A 26,005-nucleotide genomic window follows, 5' to 3' on the forward strand; every position below is an offset into this window, starting at 1 on the left:
CGATGAAGATCTATTTCATGATGTAATACTCCATTGTATACAAGATAGCAAATATAGAAAAATGGGCGAGAGGAAATTACTTAATGAATTTATTAAGAAATATCGAAGCTATCGAAAGAGTAAAATAAGAGACTCCATATTAATTAAAAGTGAACAATATGCCGACAATATTAAGAAAATCAAAGAAGAGGACGAATGACGGCCTACGAAAAGAGCGCATGGCCATATATAATACCGCTCACTGGCGAAAGTTAAGGGATTACAAGCTTAGAATATCTCCTCTTTGCGAAATGTGCTTGAAAGAAGGGCGGACAACGGCTGCGGAAGAGGTGCATCATATAGTATCATTCATGGAAACGACTAACCAGGATGTAAGAATACAGCTTGCCTTTGATGATGAGAATTTAATGTCTGTATGTAAAGTCTGTCACCAAAAAATGCACAATTCAAAATGAACAATAAATGTAAAATATGCGGCCAGCCGGCCCTGCATGGACGTGATCTTTGTTTAACATGCTTCCTTTCAGCCGCCAAGTCGGGAAAAGGGAAAAGGCACATCGGGCATGAAGAGGACGACATACAGAAAGCGTTCTTTCGCACCGCGCGTACATTATTTCCACGTCTTGGTCGTCTGTTGTTCGCCGTGCCGAATGGCGGAAAAAGGGACCGGATTGAAGCGGCCCGGATGATCGGCCTTGGCGTAAAAGCCGGCGTAGCAGATATCATATGCCTACTACCGAGCGATGGATATACCTGTCTATGTTTAGAAACTAAAACGCCGACGGGCACACAATCGGATGCGCAAAGGGAATTCCAAGAGCAAATAGAAAGGGTAGGCGGGAAATACATCCTCTTCCGCTCCGCCGCCGAAGGCATTCAGGTATTAGAAAGATACTTAAACAATAAACAACTATAAATTAAATCTTATGTACGTATTTGAGAATATCAATGATGGCCGGATTAAGATGATCGAGGCCACAAATAGAAGAGATGCAGATTTGCTTCTTACAAAAAGATTAGCGAATGGCTACCGGTTGACAGATGGTAATGTCAAGCAGGATCAGGCATCGGACTACGAATTTCGTTTCAGAATCTAAAATCCAAATTATGAAAAATATCATAGAAACAATATGGTTGGTACTCGGAGGATTCCTGCACTTATTTGGCATCGTGATTCTTATCGCATGGCTATTCAACTTATCGCTCATGCATCTATTGTTTATCGGCGGAGCTGCATCTATGTTGGGCCTGATGATGTTGAACGAAACAAAGAGGTAACGATGAGCAGGCAAAGGAATATTATCAACATAGAGCCGTCTGCATATTCGAAAGAAGAGAGCTTCATAACAGGTCCTTCTACCTGTCCTAAATGCTTTGGCCGTGGCGAATTCCTCCCGGATGAGATAGGCCCCGGGGAGTACAAAAGGAACCCATGCGGCTATTGTGAAGGTACCGGTAAACTCATTGCGCATATAACAATAACCTGGACGCCGGCAACAAAATAAATTACCATTTCTAATAACAAAATAAATTACATCAGTATGAAAACAATCGAATTAACTGTAAAGAACGTAAGAAAGGCTTTTAAAGAAGCAGATGAAAAAGGGCGGAAATTGTTAAGAAACTTATGCGGTGAGGATGTATTCTCCTCTTCTATCACTGACCGTGTACGAAGCTATGAGGATGCTTGTGAGGAATTAGATATTCCGGTACGCGAAAACTGGGAAGGTCTCGAAAAAGACTAAATAAGTTATGCAGAATTGGTTTGAATGCAGAATCTCGTATGAAAAAATGATCGAAAACGGGACACAAAAGAAAGTGGCGGAAGCCTACCTGGTAGATGCTCTATCCTTCACAGAAGCAGAGGCGCGTATTATTGAGGCAATACGTCCTTACATATCCGGAGAATTTACGGTGAAAGGAATCCGGCGATACAATGTATCCGAGCTAATTTATGATGAGATGGGTATAAGTCAAATAGATGCGGAAGCGCAAAAGCTATCTGGAATAAACCGTAACGCATCCGGAGATCCGGACAAATATTATAGGGCGAAAATAAATTTTATAACCCTGGATGAGAAATCGGGAAGGGAGAAGAGATTAGCAAGCTATTATCTTATTCAGGCGTGCTCGGTAAATGCTGCGCATGATATACTTGTCGAATACATGAAAGGAACTATGTCCGATTATGAGATCGTAAACCTCGATGAAACAAAGATCATAGACATATTTCCGTACAGCAAAGAGAGTGACGCGGAAGAGAGCGAAATGATCTAATTATAAATAAATTATTTATTAACCAGAATGCCGGGCGTAAAGGACGCCTGTAGGGAGAATGCCCCTGTTCGATTTTATTAGTGATAGATTATTGGCAGCCGGGAATAGACCGGCACATGGGCGGGTAGACATTAGAGCCAGCGCACATAGGCGCATAGGGGTTGGAATCCCCTCCCGCTCACAAATTAGTATTAACCAAATCGGCGCCGGTTAAAACTCAATTTCAATGACAACAAAAGAGAAGTATATTAATTTTCTTAAGTCTAAAATGGCAATTAGTCAGCAGACTGGGTTTGACGTCTCTATAGATGAAATGACACCGGGATTATACCCGCATGTAAAAGCGTCTGTGCAATGGGCTATAAAAGGAGGTTGCCGGGCCGTATTTTCGTCTTTCGGATTGCATAAAACAAATACGCAGCTCGAAATAGAGAGGATTATCGTGAAGAATAAAGGAGGCAAGGGCCTGATCGTTTGTCCCAAAAAGGTGATAGCCGAATTTGAGCAACAAGCAAAAAAACACATCGGAATTGATGTCACCTATGTACGTAATATGCAAGAGGTAATGAATTGCACGACGGATATTATGATCACTAATTACGAGCGTGTACGGGATGGTGCGGACGGGGTGCGAATAGATCCTTCTTATTTCAAAGTAACCTCATTGGATGAGGCTTCCGTTTTGCGTGGATATGGAACAAAGACCTATCAGACGTTTCTGGATTACTTCAAAGACGTGGAGTATAAGTTTGTCGCAACCGCAACGCCGGCACCTAATAGGTATAAGGAGTTAATTCACTACGCCGGCTATCTGGGGGTAATGGATACCGGGCAGGCATTAACGCGTTTCTTTGACAGGGATAGCACAAAGGCTAATAACTTGACTCTGAAAAAATCCCAGGAAGCGCAGTTCTGGATATGGATGTCTACCTGGGCGCTGGTTATTACAAAACCTTCCGATCTCGGATTTTCAGACGAAGGCTTTAGTCTGCCGGAGTTGGAATACGTGGAAGAGGTCGTAGATGTAGACAATTCGACTGCAGGAATAGACCGGGACGGACAGGTTAAGATGTATCGAGAATCGGCCTTATCATTATCCGATGCAGCAAAAGAGCGGCGGGATAGTCTTTCTCAAAAGATAGAACGTATATTGGAGATTATCAATCGTCCGGAAAATAAGGATGATCACTTCATTTTCTGGCATGACCAGGAAGCCGAACGACATGCACTTTGCAGGGCGATACCCGGATGTAAGGCTGTGTATGGTACACAGGATGAAAACGAAGCGGATGTTATTATAGACGAATTCCGACATGGAAAATTGAAGTACTTAGCTGCCAAGCCTGTGATGTTAGGAGAAGGAATCAATTTTCAGCATCACTGCCATAAAGCGATAATGTTTATCGATGACCGGTTCAATGATAAATTTCAAGCTATCCACCGGATTTATCGCTTTATGCAGAAATATAAAGTAACAATCTATTTCGTATATGCAGAATCCGAATCGGTCATATTCCAGCGATTTATGAATAAATGGGCGCAACATAACGAAATGATAGAAAGTTTAGCAAAGATCGTCCGGGAAAACGGACTCACATCTATTAATGCAGAGCAAAAGATGATGAGATGGATGTTTGCGCGGCGCGAGGTTCGGAAGGGTAAACTTTTCGAATCAGTCAATAATGACAATGTGCTTGAATGTCTTGATCGGCCGGATAACTCAATAGGGTTAATCGTAACATCCTGGCCATTTTCAAATCACTACGAATATACTCCGACTTTCAACGATTTCGGCTACAACTTAGATAATGACGATTTTTTCAAACAAATGGACTTCCTTACAAGGGAATGCTACCGGATGCTACAACCGGGCCGTGTGATGGCTGTGCATGTAAAAGACCGTGTATTATTCGGGAATGCGACCGGCGATGGGATGCCTACGATCGATCCGTTCCATGCACTTTGCATCTTTCACGGCATAAAACATAATTTCCGATTTTTCGGAATGATCACAGTTGATACGGATGTCGTCCGGGAGAACAATCAGACTTACCGGTTAGGATATACTGAGATGTGTAAGGACGGCTCAAAGATGGGTGTAGGTTGCCCGGAATACGTTCTACTCTTTCGTAAGCTTCCGTCGAGCACGTCGAAAGCTTATGCAGATATTCCCGTAACGCACGAAAAACACGGAGAATATTCACTTGCTCGCTGGCAGATCGATGCGCATGCGGATTGGAAATCATCTGGGGATACATTACTCGATAAATACGACTTTGCAGCTATGGAGATATCTCAAATAAGGTATTTATTTAGAAACTTTGAACGTGAGCATGTATACAATTTTGAAAGGCATGTCGAATTCGCAGAGTTTCTTGAAAGTAAGGACAAGCTACCGAAAAAGTTTATGGCCATCGATCCGGTTTCAAAAAAGCCTTGGATTTGGGATGATGTTACCCGGATGCGCACACTCAATACCAGGCAATCGCAAAAGAACCGTCAAAATCATATTTGCCCGCTTCAACTCGATATTGTTGAGAGGTTGATCGAGCGGTACTCGCATACGGGGGATGTAATATTCGATCCGTTCGGTGGCATCGGTACGGTTCCGTATTGTGCCATTAAAATGGGAAGAAAGGCGCTATCTATGGAGCTCAATTACGACTATTGGAAAGATGGTTTGATATATCAGATTGAAGCGGAAGAGGGAGTCTTGTCTCCTACTTTGTTTGACCTGTTAGAAGAGGCGTAAAGATGAAAAAGTTTAAAGACTTATCCAGGGAAGAAAAAATAGACGAGGCTCTAAATTACAGAGCATGGAGACACTATAGGAACATAAAAGCGAGATATCTAATAGCACTTAGGAACAATGATATAACGACATTAGAGTACTTTGAAAATATGGGAGGGCACTTTAGGCAAATAATTGAGAATACATATGAATTTGAGCGTGCGAAGCTTTGCGGATTCACCGAGCCGATATATGACGAATTCGATTGGGCGAGTTATCGTCTTGATATTGTAAAAGAGATAGAAGTATGTAAGTCGCGTATACGGATAGCAAAAACGCCGTCCGGCAAATTCGTTTGCGGAGTAGATCACAGTACCGGGAACGCCGGCGGCGGATGGTATCCAAGCATATATGACAAACTACATAATACAGAAAAAGAGGCCTGTGAATATGGGCTTGAGTACTTAAGGTCTGTTATGATTAATGGGATTGAAGCCGGCAAAACGGATTCATGCGGAAACTATAACAGTAAGTTAATAAACGATACGCTCCGGGAGATTAAAAAGCTAAGAAATCCATGTGTTCAATTAGAATTATTCTGATCGTATATGAAAAATAAAAATATAGAAATTCTTATACCTATTGAGGAATGGTACGAACTGAAAGCACTCGCAAAAGAAACGCGGGATATGGTATCTGGATTAGTTGAGGAAAAGAAGAAAGAGGTGCTATCTCCTAAAGAAGTCTGCGCCATGCTTCGCATCGGAAGGTCAACCTACCAACGCTACGTACAAAAGGGGGTAATAAAGGAGAATCATCCGGCTGGCAATGGCGGAAAGGCATACATATTAAAATCTGAAATTGAAAACCTTATAATGGAAGGTGAGTTATGACGAAAGAAGAATTAATAGATCTATGTAAGGAAGAGCGGAGCAGGATCCGTAAGCGCTCATACAGTAGGCCTTTAAAACGAAGGATATAATTAACATTTTAAAGCAAAGGTCATGAGAAACTATATTATTGAACTGATAAAATGCATTGTGAATGAGAAGAAGGAGCGAAAGCTACATCCTACTCACGCAATGCTGCACGAAATAAAAGAAAAGCTGCAATCTGATCTTTCAAAAGAGCTCGACGAAATGGAAAAGGAAGGTTTGATCGAAATAGGGCATACGATAAACAGCAAGTTTGTGAAAATACAATAACGTGATGATAGATCTGATCACCTTTCAAAAAATGGGGCTATCGACCAGTGAGATTAATCGAATAGCGTCTCATAACAAACTTCAGCTTAACTCAAAAGATGGGGCGGTTTGCTATGACAACGCAAAAACAAAGAATCTCGAGCAATCGAAGGGTGTATTCATACAGATCGAAACAAGCCAGAAGCTAAAAGTAGAATGTAGCCTACATAAGTATTATAATGAAATACGCTCTGGGTTACGAAACAACTACGACCTATTTACTATGCCGGCCGCGATGTCCGCCATAGGTTTGTTTTTGAAAGACAAAAAGCTGCCTGGTGATATGCGGGTATACAACTTTGAAATAGGATTAAACCTGAATATATCATCCAATTGCCGCACCTTTCTCGACAAAATAAGGAGCATAGGGCCTCCCGGTGACGAAAGGGAAATATATGTCAACCCTCATTATAAAGATGAGCGGGCAAAGACAACAGTATTTCACCGCCATACAAGGAAATATTTTAAAGTTTACGATAAGGTGTTCGAGGCGGAAGACAAGCGACGTACGGACGTCCCGGATCATCCCATACTAAGGATCGAAACCGCCTTTCGACGGGTTGAGAACCAAACGATAGAATCTTTCTTCTCGGCAGCAAATCTTTCCCGGCTGGTTGAGACGTTCTTCCGGGATTGGAGGCAGTTACATTTTATAAGAGACATACAAACTCCGCCAGGGACGGGACGGGCAAAACAGGCTATTTGCTTGCATATACTTTCATCATCCGTGGAAGATGTACTAAGGGAAGCAAGGGCGCGTCATAGGGCCGGTGCCCTGAAGGATTGGGAGTATAGGAACACAAGAGAGTTTGTGCAGCGTGACTGGCCCGTTTTGAAAAGTCAGATTGCAGCTATACAAAGCAGTGAGGAACAAGAATATAGACGCCTCTTGCAGTCGTATTACCAGCTATTGAAAATATGATGAAAACAACGTGTAGACAGAGAATAAAGAAGGATTGATAATCAACAAATTACAAAACATTATGCGTAAGGATGAATACAAAAGAACAAAGAAAACGTTTTGCCGGGCAGCTATATAGTTACCATACATAGCCAGGTTGCTTGTCGTATATTTCCCGATGAGGGAAAGCCGACAGGCTTTTAAAAAGGAAATCATTTAAATGTTAAACAATAAAAATATACAATGGAAAAAGATTATGGATTTAGGAATTTAGTACGTGAGATGAGGAAGTACCAGAAAGAATATTTTAAGTCAAGAGACAAGAATATTCTAAGTACTACGAAAAGGCTCGAAAGAGATGTGGATGAAGAATTAAGAGATAATAAACAGACAAATTATTTTGAAACAGAACAATTTTAATATGGCAATATTTGAAGAAAAAGCATACGGCGTACAATGCGACCGATGCGGAGAAACTTTTGAGGATCCTATTACTGGGTTTTCACTGTGGGCAGATAATCAGTCGCCGATGGAAGAGGCAGAAAAATACTCCTGGATAAAACACATAGGGAAATGCTACTGCCCTAATTGCTATGAATATGATCACAATGAGGAAATAAGAATAAAACAATCACTTAAACAACAATAATATGGCTAAAATTTATGTGGCGAGCAGTTGGAGAAATTTATTCCAGCCGGCCGTAGTTCAGACATTAAAATCTTATGGGCATGAAGTGTATGACTTCCGTAACCCTCCGAAAAGATCAGGGTTCGCCTGGTCGGACATAAATGATAATTGGCAAAGCTGGAGTACGAAAGAATTTGTTGCGGCGCTTAAGCATCCGATAGCGAAAGCCGGATTCAGTTCCGATTTTGAAGGGATGGATAATGCGGATATATGCGTAATGGTTCTGCCTTGCGGACGCTCAGCGAACGCGGAAGCCGGATGGATGAAAGGAAAAGGAAAGAAAGTATTTGTCTATTCTCCAATCCGACAGGAGCCGGAACTTATGTACAGGTTATTCGACGGAATAACAGATGACATTCAAGAATTAGAAGGGATGATAGAGGGGAGGGATAAGCGATGCGGAGATTGTGATGCGTTTTGCGAATGCGGTTTAACTGGCATAAAAGCAAACGAAATAGCATGTGAGTATTTCGACGACGAATCAATGAGCAGGCTAAAGAAATGAATAGAAAAAGATCTGCGATTGCAAAATATTTAGGAGATCCCCGATGTCCTGTATGCAGATGCCGGATGGTGGAGTCATCTCCGATGAACTGGACTTGCATGAATTGTAACTTAAGGGATAGGAGAGAGAAGGGGAAAGATTCGGTAATTAAACAAAGTTAACAATCCGTTTAACATTTAGGGATAGGGGGGGGGATTTTTTTAGGATAGAAGGCTCTGAAACCACATACCGCTCGACTTCACACACACGGCGGTTTTTCAAACTTTCAGAACAGTTAAAATATTAACATTTCGCATAAGTCAGAAAAGTGTCATACAAAATCGGTGGATTATAAGAAAAGTCTAACGTATGGCAAAAAGATTAAAATACAATATACCGGAATGGTTCGAACAGGAAACGAAAGAATGGATACAGATTATCATTCGAGGGAATAGAGATAAGCTGAAAGATATTGACCTGGGTGCCATTAACATATTAGCGACACAGTATAATTCGTATGTACTTGCGACTAAGGATATCGAGGACAATGGGGTAACATTTAAAAATTACCGTGGTGACATTATTCGTAACCCGGCGACATCAATAGCTAAGGATGCCAGTTCACAATGTTTCAATTTCATTAAGGAATATGGACTGACATTAAAAAGTAGGGACGGCATAAAACCGGAAGAAGGTAACGGGGAAGACGAATCGCCCCTTGGCAAATTCTTTAAGAGTGTAAAATGAAACCATACTTACAATACGCAAACGATGTTCAGGACGGAAAGATTGTCACCGGTAAGTTGATAAGGTTGTCCGTTAATAGGTTCTTTGACTTTCTTGATCGGGATGATTTAGAGTTCATGGGAGATAAGGTCGATAGGGTTATATCTTTTATTTCCTTATTGAAACATTATAAGGGCCGTCACAGTGGAAAATCTTTCGTACTGGAGCCTTGGCAACAATTCATCATAGCAAACATATACGGATTCTATTACAAAGAGAGCGGTAACCGCTTAACTCAAACGGTCTATATTGAGATGGCCAGGAAGAATGGGAAGTCTGCTTTGGCGGCTGCTCTCTGCTTGGAGGCTCTTATTGCGGACGGGGAGAGTGGAGCGGAAGTATATTTGGCCGCCAATTCAAAGGATCAGGTAAAATTGAGTTCATGGCCCCTTTGTTCGAATTTTGCAAAAGGGTTAGATCCAAAAGGGAAATTCCTCGATATTTACAGGGATACGATAAAATTTGACGCTACATTCAGTTGGTTGAAGGTACTTGCGGCGGATAGTACTAAGCTCGATGGCCCGGACGCCTATCTGTATTTACTTGATGAATACCATGCGGCAAAAACAAGTGAGGTTAAGAACGTATTAGAATCTTCACAGACATCGAGGGAAAACCCGCTTGGTATTATTATTACTACGGCCGGATTTGATAAGCTTGGCCCGTGTTATCAATTTCGTCAGATGTGTATTGAAGTATTGCAAGGGCTAAAGGAGGATGATACGTTATTCTCCGCTATCTATTGTTTGGATGAAGACGATGACTGGAAAGATGAAAAGACATGGGCAAAAAGCAATCCGAACTTGGGTATTACCGTAAGGATTGAAAAGATAAAGTCCGAAGTTAGGAAGGCGATAAACGCCCCTTCTGAGGAAGTTCCGGTAAGAACAAAAACAATCAATCAGTGGTGTGACAGTTCGGATACATGGATACCGGATCATTACATTATGGATGCATCGAAGAAAGTTAACTTAGATGAGTTCGTAGGCTGTGATTGCTATGGCGGAGTCGATCTTAGTTCAACAAGTGACCTTACGGCATTATCCCTAATGCTTATAAAAGGTGGTTTTTTATATTTCAAAACATTCTATTATTTACCGGAAGAAGCGCTGAAAGAAAAGAAATATGCGACGCTTTACGGCAGATGGCGCCATAACAAATCCATCACAATTACTCCAGGTAATGTTTGTGATTACGATTATATTTTGAAAGACTTAGTCACAAAAACAAAAGATTTAAATCTCATAAGTGTAGGATATGATAGCTGGAATGCGACGCAATTTGTCGTTAACGCCCAGGATGCCTATATGCCGATGCAGGAGTATTCGCAGGCCCTTGGATCATTCAATCGCCCGACGAAAGAATTTGAAAGGCGATGCTTGTCTAACAAGCTGATCATTGATGATAATGAGATTACCCGCTTTTGTTTCAAAAATGTGGTAATGAAGTATGATTACAACGGTAACTGCAAGCCATCTAAAGAGAGTGGGGACAATAAAATCGATGGGGTTATAGCGATGTTACAGGCTTTGGGTATTTATCTCCTTACTCCACATTACGATTTATCAATTTAAAAATATAGGATATGAATATTTTATCACGAATGGCAGATAGGGTTAGGGGTATTGTTCGGCGCAAAATGGTGCAATGGTCGTTAACCCTTCCATATTGGAGTAGGATCATTCCCTACTCGATGAATAAGGCATTAAAAATTAGTGCCGTATATAGGTGTATTGATGTAATTAGTGATAGCGTGGCACAATTACCTCTGATTCTTTACAAAGTTGATCCAAAGGGTTACAAAACCCCATACAGGCAACATTCAACCTATAATCTTTTACGGCTGGAGCCTTGTCAAGATATGAGCCGCTTTACTTTTTTCAAAGCATTAATGACAAGTGTATTGATAAAAGGTAATGGATATGCACTCATCGAACGTCGTCCCGACGGGGATGCGGATCAGATCATACTACTTAATCCGGATTGTGTAGATATAACTTGGATAAAGGACGAACAAGGTGTAGAAAGGAAGAGATACCGTGTGACGGGGATATCGCAATTAGTTGAGCCACATGATATGATCCATGTCTTAAATTTCACTTATGACGGAATAAGAGGAGTCAGCACGTTGGAACACGCAGCTTATTCTATGGAACTCGCTTATTATTCCGAATCGAATGCAAGTCAATTTTTTAAAAATGGCGGGGCGATAAGGGGATACCTTTCGACAGAGGCTGCAAAAGTGTCACCGACACAAAGGGATGAAATACGGGATTCATGGAAGGAAGGATTAGATAGCGAGAACGGTGTACAGTCAAAGATTCCCGTTTTAGGATCATCAGTAAAGTATAACCCATTGCAGGTCTCCCCGGTCGAAAGCCAGCTACTGGAGTCGAGGCAATACAATGTAATCGATATATGCCGGTTCTTCGGCGTATCGCCCGTAAAAGCATTCGATCTATCGAAGTCAAATTATAATACCGTCGAGGCTACACAGTTAGCATTTCTTACCGACACGTTGGCCCCTATTCTTGAAAAGATAGAGAATGAATTTACTATAAAACTTTATACGCATGCGGAGCAATCGCAGATAGAATTGAAGTTCAATACGGCTGCCATACTTCGGGCCGACAAAACGGCGCAAGCGAATTATTATAGATTCTTAATAAGCAGTGGAGTGTATACACCCAACGAAGTTAGACGGGAATTGGATGAAGAACCACTTCCTTTTGGTGATCATGCGTTCATTCAATCCAATATGGCGACGATGGAAGAAGTGGCTACCAGGAAGAAAAAAGAGGCCACGCAAAAATAATTTTCAATTTGTCATACATTTTTGGTGGATATATATAAAGGCATTGATATGAATGAAACGAATAAAGAAGTCAGGGCGATAGACAGTCCGGTAGAGGTGAGGCCCGAAAGCCGGACGATAGAAGGATATGCTATCCTTTTCAATTCCCCTTCTAATCCGCTGGGATATAGCGGGGACTGGAAAGAAATAATAGAGCCTGCTGCACTGGATGGGGTTATTGAACGATCCGATGTATTATGCACGGTTAATCATTGGGAGAATAATGGAGTATTGGCAAGATCGAAAAAGGGTAAGGGTACGCTTACTCTTACGATTGACGAGAGAGGTCTTAAATATTCCTTTGAGGCCCCAAATACTACATTAGGAAATGATGTGCTTGAGATGATAAAAAGGGGTGATTTATCCAGTTCGTCTTTCTGTTTTTCTGTGGACGTAGAGGAATGGAAAAGAGAAGGTGAAAATTATACCAGGTATATCAAAAAGGTAAAAGAGCTATACGATGTATCGCCGGTTTACCGGCCCGCATACGAAGATACGACAGTAGCCGTCCGGTCACTTGATAAAATCAAAAAGGAGGGCGAAGATTCAGAAAAAGAGTTAAGAATTTATTTTTCACAGTTAAACAAAATGTATTAAGATGGCAAAAGAAACAAGTTTGCAGGAATTGCGTAGTGAATTGGCACAGCTCGAAACACGGCGAGAAGAGATTAAGACTAACGTTCAAAAGGAAGCAAGAAAATTGAACGACGAAGAAACAAAGGAACTGGACGAAAATGTCCGGCGATCTAACGAGATCATCCTTGAAATCAATAGGCGAAATTTACTCAATGTAACGGAACCCACGAAAGTAGAGCCGAAAAATATAAGTAAGTTTTCAGTAAGAAAGGCTATCCTTGATGTTGCAGAGAATAGAAGCTTTGATGAAGTAACAGAAAAAGCTAATAAAAGAGGACAGGCATCTCTGGCCACAATCGGAAATGGCCCGAAGGGACAATTGTCTATTCCTGTTATTACCGAACAGCGGGCATTGTTGAATGCCGGAACTCCTGCTGCTGGAGGGAATACAATAGAGACAGACCAACTGGGCATCCTTCTTCCGTTGACGGATCGCCTTGTCGCTGCCAAGGCGGGAGCAACGGTACTTACCGGCTTAACTAATAATATCACCGTCCCGAAATATAGCGGAACGAATGCTTTTTGGGAAGGAGAGAATATATCAGCGAAAGACGGGGCGGGTACAACAAGCCAAATCCCCTTGAAGCCGCTCCGCATTGCTGCTTTCGTGGAAATAAGTAAATTGTTGCTTACGCAGGATTCTGTAGGCATTGAAAGCCTTATCCGAAATAGCCTTGTGAATGCAGTCGCCATTAAGTTGGAACAAACGATTTTCGGCAAGCATGCGCATGCAGAGACTGTTCCGGACGGATTATTTACCACCTTGCCGGCTTCGCTGGGCGCCGTCTCTTGGGATTCCGTAGTAGGATTGGAAACATCGGTCGATACATCGAATGCCTTGAACGGCAATTTGGCATATATCACACATCCGGCGGTTATCGGCAAAATGAAAACTACCGTAAAAAAATCGGCTGGGGCATTGGGCTTTATTGCCGAATTGGACGGTAAGGTAAACGGATACAATGTGTATGCATCGAACGCCGTAGCGTCGGGGTTGCAGGAAGGAGAAGATGAGTATGGAATCGCATTCGGTAATTGGGCTGATCTTTTTATATGCCAGTGGGGAGCCTTGGATTTATCAATCAATCCTTATATAAAGGACATCGACGGAGTTATCCGTATCGTTGTAAATGCATACTTCAACTTTGTGAGAGTGCGTAACGAATCATTTGCAATTGCATCTGTAAAATAAAAATCATGGCAGCGGATACCGTATATACCACTTTGGAAGAAGCAAAGGATCATTTGATTGCAAATGATCCCGAATATACAGCGGATGATGGTCTGCTTATGGGGATTATCATTGATGCGGAATTGATTGTTTCTTCCGATTTGGGGCGCCCGTTATCTGATTTTGTGGATGGAAATGGAATGTTAGTAGGGCCCGTTCGCCGGGCTATACTGCTTATGATCGGACATCTTTATACGAATAGGGAACCGGTTGCATTTGCAAATGCAACCGAGATTCCCCTTTCTTATAAATACTTGATCGATTTGGAAAGAAACTATTACGGAGGGGATAAGGCATGATAGGTAGAAGGGCTTTTGGGTTTATAGAGGTTAACCGCCCGGTTAAGACTGATACGGATTATTCGGGAGATCGGGTAACGTACGAATTAGCCTTTAAGGCCAGGGCCGATATTCTCCATAAAGCGGGAAATAAGGTTATAGACTCCGGTGAAATATTCTCTTCCTATCAAGTAGTATTCGTTATTGGATATTGGTATAAGGATCGTATAAAAAGCGATATGCAAATTGTGTATGATGGTAAGACGTACGAAATAATGGACGTTAACCCGCAAAGAGCACAAAAACAAATTACAATAACGGCGGAGGTTATCAATGAGTAATACTGTAATAGTAGACGACAGGCAGATAAAGCACGCTTTATCCGAATTGAATAAAAAGGATCGGTTAAAAGCAGAAATATCAGCCTTGCGTTCATCCGCTAATATTTTGAGGCGCGAAACTATTCGGCAATTTGCGGAAAAGGCGAATCTCAAAGAAGGATATAAGCGTAATTTATTCGATCTCCGGAAGGGCGAAATTGTCACTAAAAGCGCAAAGATAGCAACTGTCGTTGTAGATAAGAGAGAGCCTTCCGCAAAGGTTCATATCCTTGGTGATTTTAGAGCGAAGTTCTTCGAGATGGGTACCAATAAAAGATACACAAAGGGGCATAGACTAACGGGAAAGTATTATAGGCTAAAGCCTGGAGGAAGAAAATACAGAGAACGAACCGGTAAGGGTGGTTATCGGGGGTACATTAGACCGGTGCATCCATTTAGGACGGCGCAGCAACTAACGGAAAGAAAGATTTTCGATAATATGAATAAACGTATTAATTCGGCTATACAGAGAGTTTGGAGGAAATATAGATGAACGCAGATGCTTTTGACATAGGAATCGCCGTAAAGAATATACTCACGGGTAATGCGAGCGTTTTGGCAAAGATAGATAAACGTATTTACGCCATCGCCGCCCCGGAGAATACTCCACTACCCTACGTTGTTTATAGCAGGAGATCGTTGGAGCCTGACTATTCTAAAGACGGAGACACGGGAGAATATACAGCATCCGTGCAACTTGATTGCTATGCAAAAACCTATGAAGAGAGCGTTGATTTGGCGAAGCTCGTTTTTCTATCATTGCAAGGGAAAAGGGGCGTTTTTAAAGGGAAGAATGTTTCAGAATCCCATTTGCAGAATGCTTCCGAAGAATATGCTTCTAACAATTCTTATGTACAAATTCTAAATTACGGATTTAAAATCGACAACTAATATTTTTAAAAATGGCAACAATAAAAGGAAAAGATTTAATGGTGTTCCGCACAGAAGGAGCGACAAAAAAAGCGTTCGCCGGAGCAACGAGTCACAGTTTAAGTGTTTCCCGGGCACTCCTTGACACGAAGAGTAAGGACAGCGGGAAATGGCCGGGCGGCGAACCTGGGGACATAGAATGGTCAATAACAACAGAATGCCTCTTTACCGAGGATAATTTTGCCGAATTAACGGAAGCTCTTATTTCGGGAGAATTGCTGGATCTTGTATTTGATCTAAAAGCCGAGGCGGACGGTGAGGTTCCTGTGGGCGGATGGACGCCAAAGGGAGGCGGCTGGACTGGCAAGGCATATATTACAGCGGTAGACGCTAATGCTCCGAATGGAGATAAAGCGAGCTATTCAGCGACCTTTACCGGAACCGGGGAATTAAGTAAAGTTGGAGGTGCGTAATGAAAATAAAGATAAGGGGAGTTGAATACGAATTACGGTATTCCCTCCGGGCTTTATTCATCTATGAACAGATAACCGGTAAGAGGTATGAGGAAGGTGATGCTTCTGTAAATGATTTCCTGCTGTTTTATAGCTATCTGCTGGCAAGCAATAAGAACTTTCCGCTTGATGATTTCGATGCGTTCATTGATGTTTGCGATGAGGATCCGACATTATATGCGACATTCGCAAAATGGATTACGTCAGAAATTCAGCGGGTTAATAAACTCTTCCCTGCGGATGACAGCAAAAAAAAAGCGAAGTAAGAATATCAGATATTTATTCGCTTTTGGTAATAGAGGGTGGCATGTCACCCTCTTATGTTCTTGACGAAATGTCTTCTTATGAAATAAGTCCTTTATTAGAAAGAATACTTTCAAAAAAGCAGGATATGTGGGAGCGTGCGAGATTTACCAGTTTGCCGATCGTACAGTCATTCTCGACGAAAAAAATAAAGCCGACGGATATAGCGATATTTCCCTGGGATAAACCAGATCCGGACGAAGTGGTATCCGATAAAGAAAAAGACAGGGTATTTAATAAAATGAAAAAATACATCAATGGATTTAGTAACAAGACTGATATTAAACAGCAGTAATTTTGATTCAAACATCAAAAAGACCGCTTACCAGATAGACAAATTCAAGTCGAATATTACAGGTATTGCAGCATCTGTCGGGAAGTTCACCGGAGGACTTGCGGCATTTGCCGGTATATCGATGACGCTGGGAGATGCCGTTCAGACGACTATTAAATTCGAAAAGACGCTATCCTCTTTAAAGGCGCTTACGCAGAGTAATGCGAAAGATATGGAATTCTTTAAAGACTCTGCTATCTCAATGTCAAAAACATCCACAAAGTCGGCAAACGAAATAGCCGAAGCCTTTCAGCTTATCGGAGGATCTTCCGATGAACTGTTGAAAAATAAGAAGGCATTGGTAGATGTAACGAATCAGGCTATCATATTATCGGAAGCTGCCGGCATAGATGTTCCTTCCGCCGCACAAGCGTTAATAGGGTCTATAAATCAGATGGGGGTGAGTGCGGATAAGGCCGCCGAATTTGTTAATATACTTGCTGCGGGCGCTGGTAATGGAGCCGCCGAAATACCCTACTTGAATGATGCGATATTTAAAGCGGGAGGTACGGCGTCGGCAACTGGCGTACAGTTTAATGAGTTGGTTGCAGCGATCGAAACAATGGCCCCTAAAATTACAGAGGCATCCACGGCCGGGCTTAATTTGAGAAATATATTTCTTACGCTCGAAAGATCAACCAATAAGAATCTAAGGCCTTCGGTCGTAGGATTCACAAAAGCACTTGACAACCTTGCGGCAAAACAACTGAATGTTACGAAGCTAACAGAGATGTTCGGTAAGGAAAATGTTACAGGTGCGCTCGCCTTGCTACAAAACATTAACATGTATCATGATATGATTGGGGCTGTTACAGGTACGAACATGGCACTTGAACAACAGGCTATCGTTAATGATAACGCTGATGCATCATTAAAAAAACTGAGCAATACATGGGATGCTTTCGTCTTACATAAAAGCGGGAATAACAGTCTATTCAGGGGCGCGATAGATTCAGCTACGGAATTTATATCAAAACTGGATGAAATAACAGATAGTAAGGCTTGGAATTTTATATCATCCGGACTGGGGCAGATTGCTCACTGGACCTTTAACTCATCTATCTTTGATATTAAAGATGCGGCATTAGATAAGTATGATGACCTACAAAGGTATTTGAAGGGTATAAATAAAGAATCTCAAAGACTTGAAAATTCACCATTGTTTAAGGGGTTCGATTATAATAATTTAGGGATGAGCTTGCCTTTTTCAACTCAACCATATGTCGCACCGGCGCCGGGCGTGAAAACAGAAAAAAAAGTTGTTGCCGGAGGCGGAGAAGGTGAAGGTGAAGAGAGGGCGGTTAAAAATTCATTGAAATGGTATGATCAGGAGATCGCTAAGCTTCAAAAGAAATTTGAGAACACGGCGGACGCAGGATTGCGAGCGGGGTTCTTATCTGCAAAGACGGAGCTAAATGATAAAAAACTAACTCTCGAATTAGATCTATTACCTGTAGGATCTACGGAAAGATTAGAAAAACAAATATCTATACAGCGGAATAAATTAAGCTTAGCGACGAGCGATCAAAGCCGGGCGCAAATATCGAAAACGATTAAGGATATGGAGACGGAACTAAAGATGTTTCGTGCAAGGCAGGAGGGGGTACCGCTTATTATAACTCCGCAATTAAACATGGTAAACCTTTGGGCTCAATATAAAGAATTTATCGATAAACAGAAAAGCGGACGGGTTAAAGAAGATATTGATTCGGATAAACTGGGAGGATCGGATATAACGAAGTTTATCCCGAAAACTGAAATAACAAAGAATAATGATTATGAGGAATCATTAAGCAATATCACGTCCGCAATGCAGACACTATCGAACGTGACGGATTCATCTGCCGTTAGTTGGCTCTCATGGGGGGCATCATTGGCGTCTTCGGTATCCGCTGCCATTCCGGCATTAAAGTCTTTGTTTGCAGCACAAGCGGCAGTTGCGGTAGCTGAATCAGCTAAATCGGCGGCAGCAGTTCCATTTGTTGGATGGATAAATGCGATAGCGGCCGTTGCGGCTTTATCTGCAGCTTTTCTTTCTATGCCGAAATTTGCTACCGGAGGAATGCCGGACGCAATGAAAGGCGGGACGGTAGGCGGTGGGTATTACGTTGGAGACAAATTGGCGGTTCGTGTAAATAGCGGTGAGATGATTCTCAATAAGGGCCAGCAATCACGCTTATTTAATATTCTGAACGGGAGCGGAAGCGTATTACGCACTCCAAGCCGCCAGGAACTTGTTTCCCGTATTGAGGGTACGGATCTGGTATTGATGATTAAGAATGTCGAAAAAAAGAATGGGAGGATTTAATGTACGGACTAATATACACAATTCCCTTTAAAGATTTGAACAATACTCAATACCTTATTGAAGTATTACAAGATGGATACTCTGGGGGGTCAGAAGAATTAAAACCATCGAGATCACCTTTTAATGTGAAATATAAGGATGACGATTTTATCTATACGCCTCTCCGGTTTTCGGGATCGACTATTTCAATTAAGGGGAATGATAGTTTAAATAGCCTTTTTTCAACAAAGCAAGGCGTGAAGGTTAATTTGAAAAAAGAGGGCGTTATCGTCTGGACTGGATTTGTCACGCCGGAGGTATATTCACAGGAATATAAGGTATATTTCATCTTTCAGATCGAATGTGTTTGCGCCCTATCGACACTTGAATATATCAAATTCGTAAAAGAGGCCGAAGTCGTTACCCTATTCGACCTTATAAAAAAAGCGGTGCTGCTTTCAAAAGGCGATTATTCAGGTATGTATATCCCGGCGACATATTCGGCAACATCCAATATTCTGAAAGAGCTTTCCGTTTCATCCTGGAATTTTATCGATGAGGACGGTGAAAGCATGACCTATAAAGAGATACTTGAAGAGATATGCAAGTTCTTTTGTTGGACAATGACAGAGAAAGACGGGTATATCTATTTTATCGATCCGGACTATATCAAAAAGGGACTTACGGAATACTTCTTTTATGATCCTTCTTTTTCAGAGAGCATCGTCACTCTTTCGACAGAAAAGCAGAATATACAAGTATTAGGTTCCGCCGGATCTGACCACACATTAGACATCATACCAGGCTTCAACAAAGTAAATGTCGTTTGCTCCGACTATGAAGTAGACGAAGAGAGCTTATACCCATCGATAGATGAAAATATTAACTTGGAGAATCTACTTGGAGAGATAAAAGAGGAAAATGGAAAATTCTATCAAAAGAAATATGGGCAAAATTCAGACTTTGAATTATTTCAATATCAAAAAACAGGCTCTACATTTATAAGGGCTAATATAAACTATCAGACTAAGAGGGCCGGATCCTTCTTTGTGAAAGCAACTGAGTGGGAAAAAGACAACCGGCCAAATTCTCTTAACTGGGAAACATGGGTCCAGGTGAAATTATACGATGGCACAGATACATCCATACTGCTTGATAGTTTCGCCGATAGTTCTTTTCCCATTCTTAAGACTACCATTCCGGCAAAAACATTACTATTTAACAATGAGCAAGTATTGTTTTTGAGTATGTCTCTTTGCTTTTCAGACAGGGAAGATGGATTCAGGATACAAAAAAATAAAGGAGACGTGGTAAATGACGATTCAGGAACGGAAAACTTTGATAAATGGTTTTATATCCCCATTCAGCTCCGTTGCGGTAATTATTATTACAATGGGGCGACATGGAATGCTACTCCGACAACTTACAAGTTATATACAGATATTACCCGTAAAACAAGGTTTACCTACGATTGGCTGAATACGAAGAACGATAATGATTTTATTCTCGATTTGGGCGATGAGTCTGGGCACATAATATATTTCAATAATCAAGCTATAATGGGAGATTTAGAGTTGACGTTATATTGCCCTAAAAATCTGCAATCAGTATACGAGCACAGGTATATTTTAATTAAAGACATAAGTCTAAGAAGCGTAAAGATATCGACAGAAAAAAACAAAAAAACAAAAAACGATACTTTGTATACGAATATCGTAAATGAAGAGTATATAAACGACCTTGACGACATTGAATTAAAACTAACATCATCGAATGGTTCCGGACTGTCATATTCGAAAGTAATAAAAGGTATGACAAATTCGGTGGATAAGTTATATAACCGGATCACTGATTCGGAATTGAAGCCGGAGGAGTTAATAATCGTTCGGGTAGTTAATCAGTACTACAATTCAAAAGTAAAGCTGACAACTACAAGAAAGCAGGGGATCATTCCATACCAGCTTGTAACGGATCAGTTTCAACCCGGTAAAGAGTTCCTGATGATCGGCGAAGAAATAGATTATATGTATGAAAGTTCAAAAGTTAGTTTAATAGAGTTGGTATAATGGACATTCTAAAGAAGAAAATATCACCCACGCCCCGCTCACGCTATCGGAAAGAAAGCGGTACGACAATCGTAACCGGAACAGGATCGATTTCATCCACCGGAACAGGATCAGGCGGAGGATCTATCGATGCGTCTCTTTCGATCAATCAGGGAGAGGGTATTTTAATTGAAAAGAATGTAACTCCATCAAAGTCTACTTATATAATTTCACACGGAAATACTTCTGATATAGAAAATGTTGCCCCCGCCGGCACGAAAGTAATTAATAGTTTAGCGTTTGATCAGTTCGGACACGTGACAGATATCGGAAGTATCGATATGGGTGAAGCCTTTGACGAACGATACCTGCGTAAGGATATCGATGATGAAGCATTTGGCATCATATCTTTCGACAAATCAATTAAAAGTACTGGGTTTGAGATTGGCGTAAATGGATGGCAGATCAACGAACAGGGACGCGGTTGGATGAAAGATTTACACGTCCGGGACTCTATTTATTCGGACGAAGGGGCAAATAGTTTTGCGCATGAAAACGGTTTTAAAATCTGGGCCGATGGCGGCGCCTGGATGAAGGATCTCTTCGTGAAGAAAGATGTAATGGTTCAGGGTGATCTCTCTTCGCCGTTTTTTGTCAGCGGATTCCCGGCCGGAATCGGTTGGGCGCTAACCTGGCGTGATGTGGTCAATGCAGCCGGAGTAGCAGCTAAGAAGGCTCATCTTGAAATTGATGACCTGACCGTACGTGGAATTCTACGTGTGTATGAAATGATCATATCGCAGTTGCTTGGTGAAAACGGTACGCACCTGACTACCGATATGATGAAAATCAAATCGGTAGACAAGGAAAATAAGATCATCTATCTTGATACTGAAGAGGGGACGTTGTATAATCCGTTTTGGACGGATGACATCCTGATGGTACAACGGTTTAACGGCATGCCGACTACTGAAAACGGGTACTACGTTACACGGCAGTATGAACTGGCGGTAGAAGAAACCCATATAGGCGATACGGATAGCGAGGGAAACCGCGTTGATTGGATCAAATACAAGAATTTTTCCGGTAACGAAGATGGCATAATAGAGCGCGATACGCTTGTGCGGGTAGATAACCTTACAAATCCCGACCGGAAAGGCGTCATCAAACAAACCTCAGTAGAAATAGGCAGTCCTTTCATGGATATTATATACGGGATGAAAACGGATCCGGAGAATGCAACCCGGACACGTGTCGGAAAGCTGGAGGGATTGATTACGTCTTACTGGGGGAGATTGCAAGATTACGGTATCATGTCCGACAATGTTTACCTGAAAGGGAAGTTCATGCTGCAGACGGGTGAAGACGTTGCCACACGCTTCGAGATTGTCGAAGGAAAATTGAATAGTGAGATATCCGCTCTTCGGGCTGAGATTTCTGATACAGACAATTGTTTGACAAATGCTTCTTTCGCTTCCGATTTGGATAAATGGGACACATCGAACGATGTTTCTTTTTTTACTGTAAACAATAAGTTCCTTTATTTCAATAATAATTTTTATTCCGATAAAAACCGGTTGGGAGTTATCGTAGCTGACGGCAGCCGGAGAGCGCTAAGGCTTAAGAGTAATTCAATTAAGCAACTTAATGCCAACTTGAAGAATAAGCCGGCGGGAAAGATAGAGTTGGAAGATGGAAGCCTGGTATGGCCATCGTTTTATATCTCATTCCGGTATAAAGTATTGAAATCAGGAACGCTAACGGTCGGTTTCTCCGGACAGGGTTTGTATCATACGGAGGAACTCGTGGAAAATACGACGTATGAGACCAAGGAATATTCCGGACGTTGGGATGGGACGGGAGACTTCTTCCTTTCTTTTACCGGTGACATACGAATTTATTCACTCGCAATGGCTTCCAATCCGCTGGAAGACTTCAAAGCGGAGTTCCTAACCCGGATATCTCAAACTGAAAGGGAAATATTACTTCATGCAGAGATGATACAGGAAGTCGGAAATCGGATGACAACAACGGAAGGAAATATCTCCGTGATGGCGGGTGATATAAATATCTGGGCAAGCCGGGTTACGGAGGTCGAGGGAAGGGTTACGGATACGGAATATTCGATTATTAACGTCATACCCGGACAGATCAGCGCAGTTAACACGCGTGTCGATAATGTCAATCAGACGATTGAGAATGCGGGATGGATCTCGGAAACAGATGCCGTTTACATATTCGCACAAAAAGGAGAGATAACGGGGGACAAAATCGTAGGTTATATTAATGTTCAGCCTGCTTCGATTAAGATCGCAGCAAAGAATATAAACCTGACCGGAGCGGTGACATTCAGCGCATTCGATGCAAGTTTACAAAGCACGGTTAATGGTAAGGCAAACAGCTCTTCACTCGGTTACCTCGCATATTACGACAAAGTCTATTCCGACATGCTTGGCAATGATGTTGTCAGTGAAATAAATAATAAAGCGAACAATTCTGCAGTGACAAGCATTAATACGGCTCTCAATACTTTGCAGCAGAACTTAGGCGATATGGCTTATAGAGATTATGTTGGAAAGGCTATGCTCGATTCGACAATTATAATCGGAGGGTTCATAGCTACTACCCTCATTAATGCAGATGCAATCGTTACAGGGGCTTTGGTCGCTAATCGGATACAAACTACAGATATAACCACCGGCCGGTTAACGGTTACACAAGGTGCAAAAATCGGGGCTTTCGAAATTAACTCTTACAACGGCCTGACATGGAAAGGTTACGACTATTTCGGCGGTACCGCCTTTTCCTTGGCACTCGGAACAAATCTATTAAATATGAGTACTTCGGGTGTTTCGGCTATAATCGGCGCGGCAAGCAGTACGGCTGAACGCTCAATGTGCGTTGCCGGAGTTGTCAGCGCTTTCGGAGTAGGAATCTATGGTTCTTCGGACGGATACGGCTCCAATGTACCGGGACAATTTACCGCTTGGGCCGGATTTTTCAGTGGGAATATTCGAACTACCGGAACGGCACAGATCGGAATAGTAGCCGCCCAACAGTATCGGGTCGTGACATCCTTTAATGCTGAAACGGGAGCCTATAGTTATTATGCAGGCATTGATGTTGATCCAGGGGACTACGATCTCGACGACATCCGGTTTAGGATACGGAAAGGAATTATTATTGGTGTAACGAACGATAGTGGAGGGGTCTTAAGAGGAGTTTAATTTTTAAAACAGAATAATATGAAAGTGAATTTTTCAAAAGTGGCAGTACAAATGACCGTCGAAGGGGAACCTCAGGTGGTCGACCTGCAAAAGGAAGCGGGGAATATAATCTATTCCCGCTCGGGAGATGTGGCAACGAGTGATTTTGGAAAGAAGATTTATTACAAAGGATCGGTCGAAGTACCCAAGGAACTGCTTTCCTCCTTGAGGGAACTGATACAACAGAGTAGCTGGATTTATCCGGTGAAAAAAGCATTGCTTGATTTGCTAACAGAAAACAAAAAAGAAAATGGAACTGACGAAACTAACGCAGACTGATTCATATCAGGCTCTCATTAATGAGGCGATAATGGTTACCCTCAATATCCGCAAGGATATGAAAAATGCACAAAAGTCCATTACCGGTAATATCACGAAAGCCAATGCCCGGACTCCAATCGGCTTTATTGGTACTACATCAGAGTTCAATCACAGCATTAGCATCTCGGTCGGATCGGAATTGACGGCCGAAGAGCGAGGGCTTATTTTCAGCAAGGGTTTTGAAATTCTGGAAACAGTTTTAAGCGAATAAGATGATACAGGAAGAGTTACAACAATTAGCCGCCGAGGTGGCAACCATTCTTGCAGCGAACAGCCAGGGAGTCGGCGAGGTTGAAGAAGCAACCTCGCTGGCCAACCTTGTGTCTCTTCCTGCAATCAGAAAGGTCGGAACGATAGAATCGGTAGTTGTGGCGCCCTTGCTGCTGCTGAAGGGCGCAGATGGAAAACAGATTCAACTTCAGTCAACCGATACCTATTGGCAATGGAGGTTAGAAGGCGAAGCATGGCAAGATCTTATTTCTATTGAAGAATTAAAGGGCCTTTCGGCATATGAGTTATGGTTGCAAGAAGAAGGCAACGAAGATAAGACTTACGAAGACTGGCTATCCTATCTCCGTCAACCTTCAGCAGACGCAAAAGCAGAATGGAACGACACTTATAAGCCTGACATTGATGATAAAGTTGCATTAATGGAAGAGCTAAATGCCCATCCGACGAAAGTAGGTCTGGATAATTACGTGTACGAATGGAGTTTAACTAAACATGCATATATAAAGACGGACATCTACGTAAAGGGTGATTTAGGCGTAGATATAGTCGATTCGCTTGAGGAGGCAACGGCCCAGGTAGCTTTTTTGGAAACAGAAGAGAAGCCGGATAGTATTTTAAACAATTGGATAAATAACTGGTCATGAAAAGAATCCGTAAAGGCAATAGCTTTAATATTCTCTATTCTGCCGTAACAAACGAGGGGGAGAAGATCGATCTACGCCAGGTAGAAGAATTGACCGTTAAGCTTGCGTATTGGAACGGGACAGTCGATGTGGATTATTCGTTCGTCGAAGAAAGTATTCAGGTTAACGTATCAGATAGTCTTGCTACAGGCGAACATCGTTTGTTTATAAGCTTTAAGTACGCCGGCTTCGATTTCGAGCGAGATCCAAAAGTGTTTAATATCGTTTCACACAGCGAAGATGAGCGCAATTCTTCCCAATGCAATGTAGAGATAATCTCTATTCCCGTCACCGACACGCTCGACGTCTCGAATCTGCATCTTATAAACCTGTCGGAAGAGGAGATATCTAAATTAAAAGAGCCGGCCACGCAGGCGGCCGAAGACGTAATGCGGCAAATGGGTGAAATATCTGCCGATTATATAGAATTGAAAGCTGACACAATAAGAGCCATTAATGATGCCGCCACCGCGACTCAAAACGCCAACGCCGCGGCACAGAACGCAAACGATGCCGCCGTTTTGGCAGAAGGAGCAGCCTCCGACGCAGAAGGCAAGGGAAACTATGCGAAACAGCAAGGAGATAATGCGAAGGAACAGGCAGAGCGAGCCGAAACGGCTGCCGATGCAATAACTGGAAATTGGATAAATAACTGGTAAACAA

31 protein-coding genes and 1 pseudogene are annotated in these 26,005 nt (G+C 42.1%); all 32 read left to right on the forward strand.

Annotated features, from left to right (window positions below; translation table 11 throughout):
- The first annotated feature begins 290 nt into the window (after window positions 1–290).
- The 32 genes and pseudogenes from BQ8014_RS19610 (at window position 291) to BQ8014_RS02340 (ending at window position 26,001) form a co-directional block, all read left to right on the forward strand.
- Window positions 291–455 carry an HNH endonuclease gene (locus BQ8014_RS19610; protein WP_234998104.1) on the forward strand — a complete coding sequence of 55 codons (165 nt, stop codon included), beginning with the start codon at window positions 291–293 and terminating at the stop codon, window positions 453–455.
- Window positions 452–916 (forward strand): VRR-NUC domain-containing protein, encoded by a 465-nt coding sequence (locus BQ8014_RS02195; protein WP_080902932.1) that lies wholly within the window; start codon window positions 452–454, stop codon window positions 914–916. Before BQ8014_RS19610 ends, BQ8014_RS02195 begins: the two co-directional genes overlap by 4 nt.
- 10 nt (window positions 917–926) lie before the next feature.
- A complete protein-coding gene (locus BQ8014_RS19290; protein ID WP_160150008.1) occupies window positions 927–1,097 on the forward strand; it encodes a hypothetical protein in 171 nt (56 codons plus the stop codon).
- Window positions 1,098–1,107: 10 nt separating this feature from the next.
- On the forward strand, window positions 1,108–1,278 hold the full coding sequence (locus tag BQ8014_RS19295; protein WP_160150009.1) for a hypothetical protein: 171 nt from the start codon (window positions 1,108–1,110) through the stop codon (window positions 1,276–1,278).
- A gap of 263 nt (window positions 1,279–1,541) precedes the next feature.
- A complete protein-coding gene (locus BQ8014_RS02200; RefSeq protein WP_080902933.1) occupies window positions 1,542–1,745 on the forward strand; it encodes a hypothetical protein in 204 nt (67 codons plus the stop codon).
- Window positions 1,746–1,752: 7 nt separating this feature from the next.
- Entirely contained in the window at window positions 1,753–2,277 is a 525-nt protein-coding gene (locus BQ8014_RS02205) for a DUF4494 domain-containing protein (RefSeq protein WP_080902934.1), read from the forward strand.
- Window positions 2,278–2,503: 226 nt separating this feature from the next.
- Window positions 2,504–5,029: a DNA methyltransferase gene (locus BQ8014_RS02210; RefSeq protein WP_234997959.1), complete on the forward strand. Its 2,526-nt coding sequence runs from the start codon at window positions 2,504–2,506 to the stop codon at window positions 5,027–5,029.
- Between the two features lie 2 nt (window positions 5,030–5,031).
- Complete coding sequence (locus BQ8014_RS02215) at window positions 5,032–5,610, forward strand: hypothetical protein (RefSeq protein WP_080902936.1); 579 nt, start codon at window positions 5,032–5,034, stop codon at window positions 5,608–5,610.
- A gap of 6 nt (window positions 5,611–5,616) precedes the next feature.
- Window positions 5,617–5,901: a helix-turn-helix domain-containing protein gene (locus tag BQ8014_RS02220; RefSeq protein WP_080902937.1), complete on the forward strand. Its 285-nt coding sequence runs from the start codon at window positions 5,617–5,619 to the stop codon at window positions 5,899–5,901.
- 111 nt (window positions 5,902–6,012) lie between these two features.
- Complete coding sequence (locus BQ8014_RS02225) at window positions 6,013–6,213, forward strand: hypothetical protein (protein WP_080902938.1); 201 nt, start codon at window positions 6,013–6,015, stop codon at window positions 6,211–6,213.
- Between the two features lie 4 nt (window positions 6,214–6,217).
- Window positions 6,218–7,174, forward strand: a complete 957-nt coding sequence (locus BQ8014_RS02230; protein ID WP_080902939.1) for a hypothetical protein — start codon at window positions 6,218–6,220, stop codon at window positions 7,172–7,174.
- A 222-nt stretch (window positions 7,175–7,396) separates the two neighbouring features.
- Complete coding sequence (locus BQ8014_RS19485; RefSeq protein ID WP_200814334.1) at window positions 7,397–7,573, forward strand: hypothetical protein; 177 nt, start codon at window positions 7,397–7,399, stop codon at window positions 7,571–7,573.
- Window position 7,574: 1 nt separating this feature from the next.
- Window positions 7,575–7,802, forward strand: coding sequence for a hypothetical protein (locus BQ8014_RS02240; RefSeq protein WP_080902941.1), 228 nt, complete (start codon window positions 7,575–7,577; stop codon window positions 7,800–7,802).
- Window position 7,803: 1 nt separating this feature from the next.
- A pseudogene (locus tag BQ8014_RS02245) lies at window positions 7,804–8,220 on the forward strand (hypothetical protein); the annotation flags it as partial.
- Window positions 8,221–8,694: 474 nt separating this feature from the next.
- Window positions 8,695–9,072: a phage terminase small subunit P27 family gene (locus tag BQ8014_RS02250; RefSeq protein WP_080902942.1), complete on the forward strand. Its 378-nt coding sequence runs from the start codon at window positions 8,695–8,697 to the stop codon at window positions 9,070–9,072.
- Complete coding sequence (locus BQ8014_RS02255) at window positions 9,069–10,685, forward strand: terminase large subunit (protein WP_080902943.1); 1,617 nt, start codon at window positions 9,069–9,071, stop codon at window positions 10,683–10,685. The genes BQ8014_RS02250 and BQ8014_RS02255 overlap by 4 nt, the downstream gene beginning before the upstream one ends.
- An 11-nt stretch (window positions 10,686–10,696) precedes the next feature.
- Window positions 10,697–11,926 carry a phage portal protein gene (locus BQ8014_RS02260; RefSeq protein ID WP_080902944.1) on the forward strand — a complete coding sequence of 410 codons (1,230 nt, stop codon included), beginning with the start codon at window positions 10,697–10,699 and terminating at the stop codon, window positions 11,924–11,926.
- A 48-nt stretch (window positions 11,927–11,974) separates the two neighbouring features.
- Window positions 11,975–12,562, forward strand: a complete 588-nt coding sequence (locus BQ8014_RS02265) for an HK97 family phage prohead protease (RefSeq protein WP_080905765.1) — start codon at window positions 11,975–11,977, stop codon at window positions 12,560–12,562.
- Window position 12,563: 1 nt separating this feature from the next.
- Entirely contained in the window at window positions 12,564–13,793 is a 1,230-nt protein-coding gene (locus BQ8014_RS02270; RefSeq protein WP_080902945.1) for a phage major capsid protein, read from the forward strand.
- Window positions 13,794–13,798: 5 nt separating this feature from the next.
- Window positions 13,799–14,131 (forward strand): head-tail connector protein, encoded by a 333-nt coding sequence (locus BQ8014_RS02275; protein WP_080902946.1) that lies wholly within the window; start codon window positions 13,799–13,801, stop codon window positions 14,129–14,131.
- Window positions 14,128–14,451, forward strand: a complete 324-nt coding sequence (locus BQ8014_RS02280; RefSeq protein ID WP_080902947.1) for a phage head closure protein — start codon at window positions 14,128–14,130, stop codon at window positions 14,449–14,451. The genes BQ8014_RS02275 and BQ8014_RS02280 overlap by 4 nt, the downstream gene beginning before the upstream one ends.
- A gap of 528 nt (window positions 14,452–14,979) precedes the next feature.
- Window positions 14,980–15,381 carry a tail completion protein gp17 gene (locus BQ8014_RS02290; RefSeq protein ID WP_080902949.1) on the forward strand — a complete coding sequence of 134 codons (402 nt, stop codon included), beginning with the start codon at window positions 14,980–14,982 and terminating at the stop codon, window positions 15,379–15,381.
- Window positions 15,382–15,392: 11 nt separating this feature from the next.
- Window positions 15,393–15,833 carry a phage major tail protein, TP901-1 family gene (locus BQ8014_RS02295; RefSeq protein ID WP_080902950.1) on the forward strand — a complete coding sequence of 147 codons (441 nt, stop codon included), beginning with the start codon at window positions 15,393–15,395 and terminating at the stop codon, window positions 15,831–15,833.
- Window positions 15,833–16,138 carry a hypothetical protein gene (locus BQ8014_RS02300; RefSeq protein WP_080902951.1) on the forward strand — a complete coding sequence of 102 codons (306 nt, stop codon included), beginning with the start codon at window positions 15,833–15,835 and terminating at the stop codon, window positions 16,136–16,138. Before BQ8014_RS02295 ends, BQ8014_RS02300 begins: the two co-directional genes overlap by 1 nt.
- Before the next feature lie 41 nt (window positions 16,139–16,179).
- A complete protein-coding gene (locus tag BQ8014_RS02305) occupies window positions 16,180–16,470 on the forward strand; it encodes a hypothetical protein (protein ID WP_080902952.1) in 291 nt (96 codons plus the stop codon).
- Window positions 16,433–18,817 carry a phage tail tape measure protein gene (locus tag BQ8014_RS02310; protein WP_080902953.1) on the forward strand — a complete coding sequence of 795 codons (2,385 nt, stop codon included), beginning with the start codon at window positions 16,433–16,435 and terminating at the stop codon, window positions 18,815–18,817. Before BQ8014_RS02305 ends, BQ8014_RS02310 begins: the two co-directional genes overlap by 38 nt.
- 125 nt (window positions 18,818–18,942) lie before the next feature.
- A complete protein-coding gene (locus tag BQ8014_RS02315; RefSeq protein WP_080902954.1) occupies window positions 18,943–20,862 on the forward strand; it encodes a hypothetical protein in 1,920 nt (639 codons plus the stop codon).
- Complete coding sequence (locus tag BQ8014_RS02320) at window positions 20,862–24,068, forward strand: hypothetical protein (protein ID WP_080902955.1); 3,207 nt, start codon at window positions 20,862–20,864, stop codon at window positions 24,066–24,068. The genes BQ8014_RS02315 and BQ8014_RS02320 overlap by 1 nt, the downstream gene beginning before the upstream one ends.
- Window positions 24,069–24,086: 18 nt before the next feature.
- Window positions 24,087–24,386: a hypothetical protein gene (locus tag BQ8014_RS02325; RefSeq protein ID WP_080902956.1), complete on the forward strand. Its 300-nt coding sequence runs from the start codon at window positions 24,087–24,089 to the stop codon at window positions 24,384–24,386.
- Complete coding sequence (locus BQ8014_RS02330; protein ID WP_080902957.1) at window positions 24,358–24,639, forward strand: hypothetical protein; 282 nt, start codon at window positions 24,358–24,360, stop codon at window positions 24,637–24,639. Before BQ8014_RS02325 ends, BQ8014_RS02330 begins: the two co-directional genes overlap by 29 nt.
- 37 nt (window positions 24,640–24,676) lie before the next feature.
- Entirely contained in the window at window positions 24,677–25,303 is a 627-nt protein-coding gene (locus BQ8014_RS02335) for a hypothetical protein (protein WP_139785053.1), read from the forward strand.
- Window positions 25,300–26,001, forward strand: coding sequence for a hypothetical protein (locus BQ8014_RS02340; RefSeq protein WP_080902959.1), 702 nt, complete (start codon window positions 25,300–25,302; stop codon window positions 25,999–26,001). Before BQ8014_RS02335 ends, BQ8014_RS02340 begins: the two co-directional genes overlap by 4 nt.
- The last annotated feature ends 4 nt before the right edge of the window (window positions 26,002–26,005 follow it).

Origin of the sequence: Parabacteroides sp. Marseille-P3160, from assembly GCF_900162725.1 — a bacterium.
GTDB lineage: Bacteria > Bacteroidota > Bacteroidia > Bacteroidales > Tannerellaceae > Marseille-P3160.

What these genes read in the sequence shown, in the direction of transcription:
- BQ8014_RS02225 (WP_080902938.1), top strand. Translation starts at nt 6,013, where the DNA reads ATGAGAAACTATATTATTGAACTGATAAAATGCATTGTGAATGAGAAG.
- BQ8014_RS19610 (WP_234998104.1), top strand. Translation starts at nt 291, where the DNA reads ATGTGCTTGAAAGAAGGGCGGACAACGGCTGCGGAAGAGGTGCATCAT.
- BQ8014_RS02280 (WP_080902947.1), top strand. Translation starts at nt 14,128, where the DNA reads ATGATAGGTAGAAGGGCTTTTGGGTTTATAGAGGTTAACCGCCCGGTT.
- BQ8014_RS02275 (WP_080902946.1), top strand. Translation starts at nt 13,799, where the DNA reads ATGGCAGCGGATACCGTATATACCACTTTGGAAGAAGCAAAGGATCAT.
- BQ8014_RS02340 (WP_080902959.1), top strand. Translation starts at nt 25,300, where the DNA reads ATGAAAAGAATCCGTAAAGGCAATAGCTTTAATATTCTCTATTCTGCC.
- BQ8014_RS02325 (WP_080902956.1), top strand. Translation starts at nt 24,087, where the DNA reads ATGAAAGTGAATTTTTCAAAAGTGGCAGTACAAATGACCGTCGAAGGG.
- BQ8014_RS19295 (WP_160150009.1), top strand. Translation starts at nt 1,108, where the DNA reads ATGAAAAATATCATAGAAACAATATGGTTGGTACTCGGAGGATTCCTG.
- BQ8014_RS02330 (WP_080902957.1), top strand. Translation starts at nt 24,358, where the DNA reads ATGGAACTGACGAAACTAACGCAGACTGATTCATATCAGGCTCTCATT.
- BQ8014_RS19485 (WP_200814334.1), top strand. Translation starts at nt 7,397, where the DNA reads ATGGAAAAAGATTATGGATTTAGGAATTTAGTACGTGAGATGAGGAAG.
- BQ8014_RS02220 (WP_080902937.1), top strand. Translation starts at nt 5,617, where the DNA reads ATGAAAAATAAAAATATAGAAATTCTTATACCTATTGAGGAATGGTAC.
- BQ8014_RS02310 (WP_080902953.1), top strand. Translation starts at nt 16,433, where the DNA reads ATGGATTTAGTAACAAGACTGATATTAAACAGCAGTAATTTTGATTCA.
- BQ8014_RS02290 (WP_080902949.1), top strand. Translation starts at nt 14,980, where the DNA reads ATGAACGCAGATGCTTTTGACATAGGAATCGCCGTAAAGAATATACTC.
- BQ8014_RS02300 (WP_080902951.1), top strand. Translation starts at nt 15,833, where the DNA reads ATGAAAATAAAGATAAGGGGAGTTGAATACGAATTACGGTATTCCCTC.
- BQ8014_RS02260 (WP_080902944.1), top strand. Translation starts at nt 10,697, where the DNA reads ATGAATATTTTATCACGAATGGCAGATAGGGTTAGGGGTATTGTTCGG.
- BQ8014_RS02305 (WP_080902952.1), top strand. Translation starts at nt 16,180, where the DNA reads ATGTCACCCTCTTATGTTCTTGACGAAATGTCTTCTTATGAAATAAGT.
- BQ8014_RS02205 (WP_080902934.1), top strand. Translation starts at nt 1,753, where the DNA reads ATGCAGAATTGGTTTGAATGCAGAATCTCGTATGAAAAAATGATCGAA.
- BQ8014_RS02230 (WP_080902939.1), top strand. Translation starts at nt 6,218, where the DNA reads ATGATAGATCTGATCACCTTTCAAAAAATGGGGCTATCGACCAGTGAG.
- BQ8014_RS02195 (WP_080902932.1), top strand. Translation starts at nt 452, where the DNA reads ATGAACAATAAATGTAAAATATGCGGCCAGCCGGCCCTGCATGGACGT.
- BQ8014_RS02295 (WP_080902950.1), top strand. Translation starts at nt 15,393, where the DNA reads ATGGCAACAATAAAAGGAAAAGATTTAATGGTGTTCCGCACAGAAGGA.
- BQ8014_RS02210 (WP_234997959.1), top strand. Translation starts at nt 2,504, where the DNA reads ATGACAACAAAAGAGAAGTATATTAATTTTCTTAAGTCTAAAATGGCA.
- BQ8014_RS02200 (WP_080902933.1), top strand. Translation starts at nt 1,542, where the DNA reads ATGAAAACAATCGAATTAACTGTAAAGAACGTAAGAAAGGCTTTTAAA.
- BQ8014_RS02265 (WP_080905765.1), top strand. Translation starts at nt 11,975, where the DNA reads ATGAATGAAACGAATAAAGAAGTCAGGGCGATAGACAGTCCGGTAGAG.
- BQ8014_RS02320 (WP_080902955.1), top strand. Translation starts at nt 20,862, where the DNA reads ATGGACATTCTAAAGAAGAAAATATCACCCACGCCCCGCTCACGCTAT.
- BQ8014_RS02215 (WP_080902936.1), top strand. Translation starts at nt 5,032, where the DNA reads ATGAAAAAGTTTAAAGACTTATCCAGGGAAGAAAAAATAGACGAGGCT.
- BQ8014_RS02255 (WP_080902943.1), top strand. Translation starts at nt 9,069, where the DNA reads ATGAAACCATACTTACAATACGCAAACGATGTTCAGGACGGAAAGATT.
- BQ8014_RS02240 (WP_080902941.1), top strand. Translation starts at nt 7,575, where the DNA reads ATGGCAATATTTGAAGAAAAAGCATACGGCGTACAATGCGACCGATGC.
- BQ8014_RS02250 (WP_080902942.1), top strand. Translation starts at nt 8,695, where the DNA reads ATGGCAAAAAGATTAAAATACAATATACCGGAATGGTTCGAACAGGAA.
- BQ8014_RS19290 (WP_160150008.1), top strand. Translation starts at nt 927, where the DNA reads ATGTACGTATTTGAGAATATCAATGATGGCCGGATTAAGATGATCGAG.
- BQ8014_RS02270 (WP_080902945.1), top strand. Translation starts at nt 12,564, where the DNA reads ATGGCAAAAGAAACAAGTTTGCAGGAATTGCGTAGTGAATTGGCACAG.